The following is a 10,734-nucleotide window of genomic DNA, read 5'->3' as shown; positions in this document are numbered from 1 at the left end:
CAAATCCTCGCCGAAGCGCCGCTCGAGGTCACGGGTTTCCGTCAGGGCGATTCGAAAGCTCCGAGTCAGTGGCGTAGACGCGTGGGACGCTCCGGCGAGACGTACCGATCAGCCGTCGAACTGGCTGACGCTGTTCGCAATACGCGTGTAGGCCCGATGGGACCTGGCGGCCGGGACCTAGCCCTGGCTCTGTTGAAGACCGATGCAGGTTCCCATGTGCTCGGGAGTGCACGGGATGCCGTTGACCGAGCCGAAACCGTTCGGGTTGTTCACCACGTTGGCGCCGGTCGACCCCGACATCGGCGGAACGACCACACCGGGCGCGCCGAAGCCGCCCGCCTGGCCTTGGGTGCACACCCCGTCCGACCGGGGCACGGTGCCCCATGGGCAGTCCTTGGCGGCAGCCGGGGAAGCCATGACCAAGGGCGCAGCGGCGAACGCCGCCGCACACCCGAAGGCAACAATCCCGCGCTTCACGTTGACCATGACGCCTCCAGACGACTCGTGGAACTTGGCTCAGCCTAACCCCTTGACCGCTGTTTCGGACCTTCCGGCCCGTCTGACCGGCAGTCGTGCGGGCGGCGCGAGACCGCGAGCGCCTTTCGGATCAGCCAGATCGGTACCCTTTGCTGCCCTCGTCGAAGTGCGTAGCTTTACCGCGAGTCTGACCATCAGGCCCTGGACATTCCGTGCTCGCCACGCCTGAATCCGGAGCCGGTATCCGCCAACGGACCGCCGGATCGCGTCAGAAGTTCACCCCCTGATTCTCAGTTGAAGGACGGACGCTGCGCGGACTCGCGACCGTCGTCGGGACGTCCCACCCACGATCAAGAGAGCCCAGATGATCGAAATCGAGAACCTGACCAAACGGTTCGGGGACCGCACCGTCCTCGAGGACATCTCGTTGTCGGTGCCCAACGGCGAGATCCTGGCCGTGGTCGGTCCGAGTGGCGCGGGGAAGACCACGTTGTCACGCTGCGTCAGCTTCCTGGAGCGTCCCAGCAGCGGCGCCGTCCGCGTCGACGGGAAGGACTTCACGCGGCTGGAGGGTTCCGAACTTCTCAACGCGCGCCGCAGCGTCGGCGTGATCTTCCAGACGGCACCCCTGCTGAGGCGCCGGACCGTCGCACAGAACGTGGCGCTGCCGCTGGAGTACCTCGGAGCCACCGACGCCTCCGTCGAGAAGCGCGTCACCTCGTTGCTCGACAGGGTGGGTCTCGCCGATCGCCGCGACTATCTCCCCGCCCAGCTCTCGGGTGGCCAGAAGCAGCGGGTCGGGATCGCCCGCGCGCTCGCTCTGGGACCCTCCTACCTGCTGTCGGACGAGGCGACGTCGGGGTTGGATCCGAGCACGACGAAGGCGATCCTCGGGCTGCTCAGTCACCTTCGCGACGAGTTCGGCCTCGCCATCATCCTGATCACCCACGAAATGGAGGTGGTCCGCGAGATCGCCGACTCGGTGGCCCGCATCGACGGCGGCCGCATCATCGAGAGCGGCTCCGTCGGCGACGTCATCCTCGACCCGACGTCCTCGCTGGCCCGCGAACTGCTTCCGGGCCGGCCGAGCGTGCCATTCAACGGCACCGGTGAGGTGTGGGAGGTCTCGTACGCCTCGCGTGAGGTACCGCTGGATTGGCTCACGTCGATTCACACGGTGCCCGGCATCGCGGACTCGCAGGTGAACGTGCTCAGCGCGAGCGTGGAGGCGATCCGCGGAGTGGCGGTGGGGCGCGCCGTGCTCGCCATCTCTCCGTCGGCGCCTTCCGGATTCGAGGGCTACCTCCGGGAGCGCGGGCTGCACGTGAGCGCCGTGTCCGCCAAGTCCGAAGGGGCGGCGGCGTGATCCTCGCCGCGGGGGAGGACTTCAGCACGCCCTGGGACAAGGTCCCCGATCTCCTGCTGCCGGCCTACGGACAGACCTGGCTGATGGTCGGCATCACCATGACCCTGGTACTTCTGATCGGCACTCCCGTCGGGATCACGCTGCACAACACCTCCGACTTCGGGCTCTTCCCCAACCCGAAGGTGTTCGTCGTGCTCAACACGATCGTCAACGTGGGCCGATCCTTGCCGTTCCTGATCCTGATGACGGCGATCATTCCCGTGACGCGGTTCCTGGTCGGTACCACGATCGGCATTTCGGCGGCGATCGTGCCGATGACGACGGCGGGTGTGCCGTTCTTCGCGCGACTCGTCCAGAACGCCCTGCGGGACGTGCGGTCCGACGTCACCGACATGGGCCAGGTCTCCGGGGGCACGAACGTCCAGCTGATCCGCACCGTGCAGCTGTCCGAGGCTCTGCCTGCGCTGGCAGGGGCGTTGACGGTCAACGCCATCGCGATGATCGAGTACTCGGCCATTGCGGGGTCGATCGGCGCAGGCGGTGTGGGAAACCTCGCGATCACATACGGCTACAACCGTTTTGACCACAACATCATGATCGCCACCGTGATCACGCTGATCATCACGATCCAGATCGTCCAGTTCGTCGGCGACCGCATGGTCAAAGCCCTCACGCGCTGACTCCAAGTAATCCCCCCAATGAACGAGGAACATCCGTGACCGATCAGTCCACCTCACCCGTGACCGACGACATCGAGCTCAAGAAGAAGAAGCGGTGGCCGTGGATCGCCGCCGCCGTCGTGCTCGTCGTCGCGATCGCAGGCGGTGTCACCTACGCAAAGCTGTCGAATGAGGACAAGCCGTTCGGTACCAGCCTCAAGGTCGCGACCTGGAGCACCGACATCGCCGCCGAGAGCCTGCTCAAGTACATCAACGACCAGGTGGCTCCCGCGCACGGCATCACCATCGAGCCGGTCAAGATCGACAATCTCATCGAGATCAACCGCGCCGTCGACGCGGGCACGGTCGCAGGCAACTTCTTCGAGCACCAGCCGTTCCTCAACGACGCCATCGCGGCCAACGGTTTCAAGCTGACACTCGCCGCGCCCACGTTCACCTGGGATCAGGCGACCTACTCCGACAAGTATCGCAGCTGGGCCCAGGTACCGAACGGTGCCAAGATCGCTCTGCGCGACGACCCCGCCGGTCAAGCGATCGCCCTGCTGGACCTCGCAGGTGACAAGCAGATCACGCTGAAGCCTGGGAAGGACACGTTGGCGGGCCTGCCGCAGTTGTCCGACATCGAGTCGAACCCGAAGAACTACCAGTTCGTCCAGGTGCCGATCGGCCAGCTGGCGCGCAGCCTCGCCGACGTCGACGCCATCGTCGTCCACATCTCCGACGTCTATGCCGCCGGGCTCACCGAGAATCAGATCATCGCCCGCGAGCCGGCGCCGAAGGGCAGTGAGGGTGGACTCGTCGTCAGTGACAAGCACCTGGACGACCCCAACGTCCAGAAGCTGATCCAGACCTTCCAGGATCCGAAGGTTGCCGAGTTCCTGAAGACGACCGACGACGAGCTCATCCGCAACACGCTCGGCCCCATCAACCCATAATCGCCACCACGACTTCAGGAGACGACCCTTGAGCAATCGCCCGCTGTTCTACTCGGCGTTCGTCATGAACACCGCCTCGCATGTGCTGCACGGACTCTGGCGTGCCCCGGAAGCGGAGAACCACAAGTTCAATTCGCTCCGTCACTGGACGAAGGTGGCTGCCGAAGTGGACAAGGCGGGATACGATCTGCTGTTCTTCGCCGATGTCTTCGGGCTACGAGCGCCTTGGAACGGCAACTGGCGCAAGGCCGTCGAAGGCGGCATCCAGATTCCGGTCAACGACCCCTCCGTGCTTGCCTCGGCTCTGGCCGCGGCCACCGAGAACCTCGGCATCGTCTTCACCAGTTCGGTCGTTCAGGACCATCCGTTCAACTTCGCCCGGCGGATGTCCTCGCTCGACCATTACACCGAGGGCCGCCTCGGTTGGAACATCGTGACGAGCTTCAACGAGAACGTGTTTCGCAGCTTCGGCCACGAAGGCACGCTCAATCACGACGAGCGCTACGAGTGGGCCTATGAATACGTCGACGTCACCTACAAGCTATGGGAAGGCTCGTGGGACGAGGACGGACTCGTGCAGGACAAGGAGCGCGGGGTCCATTCCGACCCGTCGAAGATCCACAAGATCAACCACGTCGGGAAGCGCTACAAGGTCGAGGGTCCGCACTTCGTGTCGCCGTCGCCGCAGCGCACACCAGTGCTCTTTCAGGCCGGCTCATCTCCCGCCGGCCAGCAATTCTCGGCACGCAACGCCGAGGGCGTCTACATCAGCAGTCCGAGCCCGGGGGACGCGCACAAGCAGACCACCGAGACTCGCGCGCTGGCAGCCGACAACGGGCGCGACCCCGACGACATCACCTTCGCCCAAGGTCTGTCGTTCGTGATCGGCGACACGCACCGAGAAGCGGTCCGCCGCAACGACGAACTCAAGAGATACCTCGACCTGGAGGGCATCGCCCTGCACGCGCTTGGCGATGCGGGCATCGATGCGGGCAGCTTGCCGCTGGACACCCCGATCAGCCAACTCGGCAAGTTCACCGGCGTGCAGAGCTTCACCCGCTGGGCGGCCGAAGCGTCCGGCAACGACGAGCCGACCATCCGAGACATGGCCTGGGTCATGGAGGGCGCGAACCGCGTCGTCGGCACCGCCGACGAGATCGCCGATCGCCTGGAGGAGTGGCGTGAGGCCGGTGTCGACGGAATCAACGTCTATCACGCGACTGTTCCCGGCTCATTCCGCGAGGTGGCGGACCGGCTCTTTCCGACGCTGCGCGAGCGGGGACTCATCTCTACCGACAAGTCGGGAACGCTGCGGCACAAGCTGCTTGGCCGCGGTGACCGGTTGCCCGACACGCACCCGGCTGCCGCCCATCGCGGTGCCTTCAGCGACAACGACCTGCTCAACGGCGTCGACGAGCCGGTCGGCGTCATCGGCTGAGGTCGCTCCCGCGTCTGCGGCTCGCGAGCCACACCGTAGAAGTATGTTGTCGTCGTGCTAAGAGCCACGATCGTCGATCTCGAAACGGCCACACGCATCGTCGCCGCCGCCCACGCCGAAGCCGCTCGGCGGTCGATCCTGGTGTCCGCGGCGGTGGTGGATTCCGGCGGCCACCTCGTCGCGTTCGGCAGGATGGACGGCGCGGAGATCGCCGGTCCCGTCCTCGCGGTCGACAAGGCCTACACGGCGGTGGCCAACCGCATCGCGACCTCCGAACTCGCAGACCTGGCCTCACCCGGCGGTGAACTGTTCGGCCTGCACGCCAACGGCGGCGGCCGGTTCGTGATCTTCGGCGGCGGCGTCCCCATCGTCGTCGACGGAGCCATCGTGGGTGGCGTCGGTGTCAGCGGTGCGAGCGCGGCCGACGACGAAGCCTGCGCCCTCGCCGGTATCGCCGTCGTCGAGGATGGGACGACCGCTCACTCCTGATCGGCACTGCACCATGACGGCCAGGTCTGCGGGGAGACCTCCCGCTCGACGGCCAAGAGGATCTCTCGCGGCACGGCCGCGTCGTCGCATCGAGTCGCCCAGTGCCGGTCCACGCCGCCGGTGAGCACGATGCACCGCCGATACGATGCGCCAGGCACCGCGAGCCGACCCGCGGGCTGGCCGGACAGCTCGGGCAGTGCTGCCTCGAACCGATCGGCGACGTCGATGCCGAGGACCTGGCTTGGCGCGACCAACATGCCGATGTCGGCCAGTCGAACACCTTTGATATCTCCGCCGGCGTACATCGTGCTCAGCGGCACGGCTAACGCGCCGATCCGCGACACCGCCAGCCAACAGAGGACCCACTCCGCGCCGTTGGCGAAGAACGGTCCGACTCGGAAGCCCTTGCCGACACCCAGGCTCGAGCAACCAGCACGCGATGTGCGCCGGAGCGCTGCTCTGCCCCTGCTTAGGTGAGGTGGTCAGTGGGTGTCACCATGGTGTTGCCGCCGAACTCGCGCACGGTGCGATCGAGCAGTGCCGGAATCGTCAGCGGTTCAGTCACCCACCGATCATCTCTGACGATCAGCTCAAGGGGTGAGGTGGTCGGAGCGTCCGGCAGCCAGTCGTGACCACTGGGCGATGGGACGTCCGTTGGTACGTATGCGAGCTGCACCGTCTCCCCACTGTTGGGGCCATCCGGGTGGTGAGTCCTCCCAAGCCTCCTGGCGTCCATAAACGGTGAGGTCCATGAGCGCGTAGCTGTTGTCCATCGCCTCGACGCCGCGCAGGGTGGTCCAATATGTCTCGAAGACGTGGTCACCCTCCCTCAGGTAGCTGACGAGGTGCATCATGCCGATGGTGCGGCCGACGAGCAGGGTGTCGAGTGAGGGCAGTGCCGAGTACCACGGCACGTCCCAGTCCATGAAGTCGCGGTAGCGGGCGCCTTCGCCGTAGGGACCCTGGCAGAAGACCGCGTAGGTGACGTCGCGGGAGTGGAGATAGGCCAGCTCGGAGACCTGCGTGGTGCACCACGTGCAGCCTTCGCACTGCTCGGGCGCGGAATGACCCGGGTGCCACATGAAGTAGTAGGCGATCAGCTGCTTGCGCCCTTCGAACGCATCGAACAGCGTGAGCGGCCCATCGGGACCGATCAGCTCGAGGCCGCCGGCGACCGCGACCATGGGTAGGCGTCGTCGTGCCGCGGCGATCGCATCGGCTTCCCGGGTGTGCGCCTTCTCCCGAGCCCGCAGCACGTCGAGCTCGGCCTGGAATGCGGCCCGGTCGACGACCGCGGGCAGGCTCGCCGATCCGCCGTTCATCGCCGCGAATCCCCTTCGTACCCGTCGTGCCAGTCCCACCATTCATAGGGCGGACTCTGCGGGTAGCCCTCGGGGGAGTCCTCCCAGAGCTCTTGGCGCCCAAGCGCAGTCATGTCGAGAAAGCTCCACGTATTGACGAAGACTTCGTCGCCGCGGTTGTTGACGAAGTAGGTGCGGAACACTCGGTCGCCGTCACGGATGAAGGCGTTGGTGCCGTGCCACTCGTTCACTCCGAAGTCGACGTCGAAGGCGCCCTCGGCGTCAGGAACGATCGTGTACCAGGGGACGTCCCAGCCCATTCGCGTCTTCACCCGCTGCAGGTCGGCCTGTGATCCGCGCGAGACGTACACCAGGGTGGTGTCGCGGGCGTTCAGGTGGGCGAGGTTGCCGACGTGATCGGCCATCAACGAGCAGCCGACACAGCCGTGCTCCGGCCATCCGTCCACGCCAGGGTCGACGAACGCGCGGTAGACGATCAGCTGGCGACGCCCACCGAACAGGTCCAGCAGGGACATGCTGCCCGCAGGCCCTTCGAACTCATACGGCTTCATCACCGGTGTCCAGGGCATCCGACGACGCATTGCGGCCAGCGCATCGCGCGCGCGACTGAACTCCTTCTCCTTGACGAGCATCTGCTGGTACGACGCCTCCCATTCCTGCGCCGACACGATCGGAGGTGCCAACATGTGTTCCCCTTTCGTTTCTGCCGCAACGGTTTCGGCCACGCCAGTCCACCAGTACAACGTTAAACATCTCAGTTGAACATCTTCTTCTAGAACAGCACGAGTGAGCGGCTATAGTCAACAAGGTGGTTGAAGATCAGGTGCTGGATCGCGCGTACGCCGCGCTCGCCGATCCGACGCGCCGTCGGCTGCTGGAGACGCTGCGGGCCGGCGACGCGCGCATGACCGATCTCGCCGCTCCGCTGCCGATGACGTTCGCCGGCGTGTCGCGCCACGTCGGAGTGCTGGAATCGGCCGGGCTGGTTCGCCGCGAGGTGCGCGGCCGCGAGCACTGGTTCTCCCTGCAGCCGGACGGGTTAACGGTGGCCCAGCAGTGGATCGATCAGCAGACGGGCTTCTGGTCGACACGTGCCGACGCCCTGTCGGCGAGGCTGCGCCGCAGGGGAAGGGCACGATGAACGAAGCGCCGGTGGCCCGCGTGCAACGCGTCATGCCCGCCACTCCAGACGTGGTATTCGACGAATGGCTCGATCCGGAGTCGTTGCAGGAGTGGATGTGTCCGCGGCCGTCCCGATGCGTCGCCGTCAACGTCGAGCCCCGTGTCGGAGGGAGTGTCCGTCTCGACGTGGACAACTCCGGCAACTCGGTGCTGATCACCGGACGCTTCCTGGCCATCGATCGACCGCATCTGCTGCGCTTCACCTGGAGCAACTCGAACTGGCGCGACCCGACGGTCGTCAGCGTCGTCAACGTCGCCTTCGAGCCCTTCGGCGACGATCGGACGCTGATGTCGATCGACCATTCCCTCTTGCCTCCCGAGGAATTCGACAGTTTCCAGAACGGGTGGCTAGGCGTCTGCGATCAGCTCGGCGCATTTCTCGGCACGTGACGGGCGATCCATCAGACCGCGTCAGGTGAATGAGGCACAATCGCGGAGGTGACGACACCGCCGCAGCCTCCCAGACGGCCGGGCGGTCGCGGCGAACCGGTCCGTCGCCCAGAACCTCCGACCCAGCGGCTTCCGCGTCAAGGCCGACCGGAAGCGCCGACCGAGCAGTTCCGGGCGAGGTACCGGCCCAGTGATGCGGCGCCCACGGAACGACTTCAGCGCCCACGCGAACCGTCCGGTCCACCGCCGCCGAGTCGCCCTCCGTCACCAGCCCCATCCCCGCCACCGGCCGCCGCCCGTCGCCGTTGGCTGCGCGACCCCCTGACCCTTTCGCTGATCGCGCTCATCGTCGTGGCGCTCTTGACAGGCGGGTTGGCCGGAGCCGAACTGTATGCCCGGCACCGCGCGGACAGCCTCCTGGTCGCGGTCGCCGAATGCGTCGTGAAAGACGGGGCCACCGTCTCGTTCGGGGTGAATCCACCCTTCCTGTGGCAACACATCACCGGCCACTACACCAACATCTCCGTGTTGACCGAGGGAAATCAGGTTCAGGACGCCAAGGGCATGACGGCCGACGTGACCGTCGAAGACGTGCGACTGCAGGGATCCAAGGACTCGAAGGGGACCATCGGTGCACTGAACGCGACGCTGACGTGGACCTCCAACGGCATCAAGGACACCGTCGCCGCGAATCTTCCCGGGGTGGGCAGTCTGGTCACCGGTGTCACCACCGATGCCGCAGCCGGCACGATCGCCCTCGAGGCCGGGAGCATCACCGTGACGGCCAAGCCCGTCGTCACCGACGGCGACCTCGCCCTCCAGGTCGTCGACGTCGGCGGCCCGTTGGCCAAGGACACGGTGCAGACGGCGCTCGACGGCCTCACCGCGAAGCTGAACGCGCAGTACCCGCTCGGCATCCACGCCGACAGTGTCGAAGTCACCGACGCCGGTGTGGTCGGCAAGTTCTCGACCATGAACGCATCCATTCCGCAGGATGACGCCGACGCCTGTTTCGCACGACTCTGAGTCTCGTCGAGGAGAAATGCCATGCCCGACCGTCCGTACGCGCTGGTCCGGCGGCCCGCTGAGACCTTGGCCGACGGCATCGTCACGTTCATCGAGCGCACGCCGCTCGATCTCGAACTGGCCAAGCGCCAGTGGGACGGCTACGTCGCAGCGCTGGAGCGCAACGGGTGGCCCGCCGTGGTGGTCGACGGCGACGATTCGATGCCGGACTGCGTGTTCGTCGAAGACGCCGTGGTGATGTTCGGCGACCTCGCCGTGATCACGAATCCGCGGCAGCCGGCGCGCAACCCGGAGATCGTCGCGGTTCGGCGAACCATCGACGATCTCGGGCTGGATGCCACCGCCATCACCGAGGGAACACTGGACGGCGGTGACGTGCTCAAGGTGGGTTCGCAGGTGTACGTCGGGCTCAGCGGTACCACCAACGCAGCCGCGATCGAACAGCTGGCGCGGATCCTGACGCCTCGCGGATACGCCGTCACGAAAGTGCCACTGACCAAGGCGCTGCACCTCAAGAGCGCCGTGACCGCTTTACCCGACGGCACCGTCATCGGGTACGCACCCGTGGTTGACGACCTCGGCATGTTCCCGCGGTTCCTGGCCGTGCCCGAGGAACCAGGCGCTCACGTGGTCATCCTCGACGAAGATCTGTTGCTGATGAGTTCGGCGGCGCCCCGCACGGCGGAGTTGTTCGCCGATCGCGGCTATCGTCTCGAGCCGGTCGACGTCTCGGAATACGAGAAGCTCGAGGGCTCCGTCACCTGTCTGAGCGTGCGGGTGCGCTGACCGTGGCCCACGAGACTCGCCGCAACAACGCCCGCATCAGTCCCGTGATCGGGGGTGCGCGGCGAACGCGCCGCGTGCACCTGGTGGCGTCTGACCTGGATTGGTCGGCTGGAGACGGGCTCGAAGTTCGCGGATCGGGCGAGGCTCTGCTGCTGGCAATGACGGGCAGGGCCGCGTCGGTCGTCGCCGAACTCGACGGCGTGCCAATGATGTGCTGAGGGCTCGGATTTCCGTGGGCTCAGAGGTAGGGATCGGCCCAGGCGCTGATGATCCGGGCCGCTCTAGCCGCCTGGTTCTTCCCGGTGAGAAGGTGGTCGGCGCCTTCGAGCGAGACGAAGCTGCGGGGATGCCTCGCGGTGCGGAAGATCTCGCTGGCGTTCTCGATGCCGACGGTGTTGTCGGTGGGCGAGTGCATGACGAGCAATGCCCGGCGCAGGGTTCTGATCCGCTCTCGTAGATCGGCGGCGCGGATGTCTTCGATGAAGTGCCGCTTGAGGGTGAGAGCCTTGCCGCCGGCCAGGAACGGCGCCTCGCCGTCGGCCTCGATGCGCTGGATGAGGGCGTCGTAGTTGTGCTCGACGTGAGCGGGCTCGTACGGCGCACCGACACTGACCACCGCCGCAACCGTGGGGCAGTCGTGGGG

Annotated in this window: 15 protein-coding genes; 10 read left to right on the top strand and 5 right to left on the bottom strand. The window is 66.3% G+C overall.

Features of this window, described 5'->3' with window-relative positions:
- Positions 1–177 precede the first annotated feature (177 nt).
- Positions 178–486, bottom strand: coding sequence for a hypothetical protein (locus tag QOI01_RS29970; protein ID WP_526386843.1), 309 nt, complete (start codon positions 484–486; stop codon positions 178–180).
- A 355-nt stretch (positions 487–841) separates the two neighbouring features.
- On the opposite strand from QOI01_RS29970, the gene QOI01_RS29965 reads away from it, so the two are divergent.
- Genes QOI01_RS29965 through QOI01_RS29945 form a run of 5 tightly spaced genes read left to right on the top strand, consistent with a single transcriptional unit; the run spans position 842 to position 5,385 of the window.
- Positions 842–1,843, top strand: a complete 1,002-nt coding sequence (locus QOI01_RS29965) for a methionine ABC transporter ATP-binding protein (protein ID WP_526386841.1) — start codon at positions 842–844, stop codon at positions 1,841–1,843.
- Entirely contained in the window at positions 1,840–2,523 is a 684-nt protein-coding gene (locus QOI01_RS29960) for a methionine ABC transporter permease (RefSeq protein ID WP_526386839.1), read from the top strand. Before QOI01_RS29965 ends, QOI01_RS29960 begins: the two co-directional genes overlap by 4 nt.
- Before the next feature lie 35 nt (positions 2,524–2,558).
- Positions 2,559–3,458, top strand: coding sequence for a MetQ/NlpA family ABC transporter substrate-binding protein (locus tag QOI01_RS29955; protein WP_526386837.1), 900 nt, complete (start codon positions 2,559–2,561; stop codon positions 3,456–3,458).
- Positions 3,459–3,486: 28 nt separating this feature from the next.
- On the top strand, positions 3,487–4,896 hold the full coding sequence (locus QOI01_RS29950) for an NtaA/DmoA family FMN-dependent monooxygenase (protein ID WP_526386835.1): 1,410 nt from the start codon (positions 3,487–3,489) through the stop codon (positions 4,894–4,896).
- A 54-nt stretch (positions 4,897–4,950) separates the two neighbouring features.
- A complete protein-coding gene (locus QOI01_RS29945) occupies positions 4,951–5,385 on the top strand; it encodes a heme-binding protein (RefSeq protein ID WP_526386833.1) in 435 nt (144 codons plus the stop codon).
- Here QOI01_RS29945 and QOI01_RS29940 read toward each other — a convergent pair.
- The 3 genes from QOI01_RS29940 to QOI01_RS29930 form a co-directional block, all read right to left on the bottom strand.
- Positions 5,376–5,705, bottom strand: coding sequence for a hypothetical protein (locus QOI01_RS29940; RefSeq protein ID WP_526386831.1), 330 nt, complete (start codon positions 5,703–5,705; stop codon positions 5,376–5,378). The two genes, QOI01_RS29945 and QOI01_RS29940, sit on opposite strands and share 10 nt — an antisense overlap.
- Positions 5,706–5,975: 270 nt before the next feature.
- Positions 5,976–6,707 carry a DUF899 family protein gene (locus tag QOI01_RS29935; protein ID WP_526386830.1) on the bottom strand — a complete coding sequence of 244 codons (732 nt, stop codon included), beginning with the start codon at positions 6,705–6,707 and terminating at the stop codon, positions 5,976–5,978.
- Positions 6,704–7,393 carry a DUF899 domain-containing protein gene (locus tag QOI01_RS29930; RefSeq protein ID WP_526386828.1) on the bottom strand — a complete coding sequence of 230 codons (690 nt, stop codon included), beginning with the start codon at positions 7,391–7,393 and terminating at the stop codon, positions 6,704–6,706. The genes QOI01_RS29935 and QOI01_RS29930 overlap by 4 nt, the downstream gene beginning before the upstream one ends.
- A 122-nt stretch (positions 7,394–7,515) precedes the next feature.
- Here QOI01_RS29930 and QOI01_RS29925 point away from each other — a divergent pair, with 122 nt between their 5' ends.
- From QOI01_RS29925 to QOI01_RS29905, 5 genes are read left to right on the top strand one after another with little or no spacing between them, the layout of a single operon-like run.
- Positions 7,516–7,848 (top strand): ArsR/SmtB family transcription factor, encoded by a 333-nt coding sequence (locus QOI01_RS29925; protein WP_526386826.1) that lies wholly within the window; start codon positions 7,516–7,518, stop codon positions 7,846–7,848.
- Positions 7,845–8,279, top strand: a complete 435-nt coding sequence (locus QOI01_RS29920; protein ID WP_526386824.1) for an SRPBCC family protein — start codon at positions 7,845–7,847, stop codon at positions 8,277–8,279. Before QOI01_RS29925 ends, QOI01_RS29920 begins: the two co-directional genes overlap by 4 nt.
- Before the next feature lie 48 nt (positions 8,280–8,327).
- Positions 8,328–9,305 (top strand): LmeA family phospholipid-binding protein, encoded by a 978-nt coding sequence (locus QOI01_RS29915; protein ID WP_526386822.1) that lies wholly within the window; start codon positions 8,328–8,330, stop codon positions 9,303–9,305.
- A gap of 21 nt (positions 9,306–9,326) precedes the next feature.
- Complete coding sequence (ddaH, locus tag QOI01_RS29910) at positions 9,327–10,091, top strand: dimethylargininase (RefSeq protein ID WP_526386820.1); 765 nt, start codon at positions 9,327–9,329, stop codon at positions 10,089–10,091.
- A 2-nt stretch (positions 10,092–10,093) separates the two neighbouring features.
- Entirely contained in the window at positions 10,094–10,309 is a 216-nt protein-coding gene (locus QOI01_RS29905) for a hypothetical protein (protein ID WP_526386818.1), read from the top strand.
- A gap of 20 nt (positions 10,310–10,329) precedes the next feature.
- Here QOI01_RS29905 and QOI01_RS29900 read toward each other — a convergent pair.
- Positions 10,330–10,734 (bottom strand): alpha/beta hydrolase family protein (locus QOI01_RS29900; RefSeq protein ID WP_526386816.1); only part of this gene is annotated, 405 nt, incomplete at its 5' end.

Source organism: Mycobacterium sp. (assembly GCF_032162605.1).
Classification (GTDB): Bacteria; Actinomycetota; Actinomycetes; order Mycobacteriales; family Mycobacteriaceae; genus Mycobacterium.
This window is presented reverse-complemented; position numbering and strand designations above follow the sequence as displayed.

Excerpts from the sequence above, each read along its gene's own strand:
- QOI01_RS29970 (WP_526386843.1), bottom strand. The coding sequence starts at position 486 with ATGGTCAACGTGAAGCGCGGGATTGTTGCCTTCGGGTGTGCGGCGGCG.
- QOI01_RS29965 (WP_526386841.1), top strand. The coding sequence starts at position 842 with ATGATCGAAATCGAGAACCTGACCAAACGGTTCGGGGACCGCACCGTC.
- QOI01_RS29935 (WP_526386830.1), bottom strand. The coding sequence starts at position 6,707 with ATGAACGGCGGATCGGCGAGCCTGCCCGCGGTCGTCGACCGGGCCGCA.
- QOI01_RS29930 (WP_526386828.1), bottom strand. The coding sequence starts at position 7,393 with ATGTTGGCACCTCCGATCGTGTCGGCGCAGGAATGGGAGGCGTCGTAC.
- QOI01_RS29920 (WP_526386824.1), top strand. The coding sequence starts at position 7,845 with ATGAACGAAGCGCCGGTGGCCCGCGTGCAACGCGTCATGCCCGCCACT.
- ddaH (WP_526386820.1), top strand. The coding sequence starts at position 9,327 with ATGCCCGACCGTCCGTACGCGCTGGTCCGGCGGCCCGCTGAGACCTTG.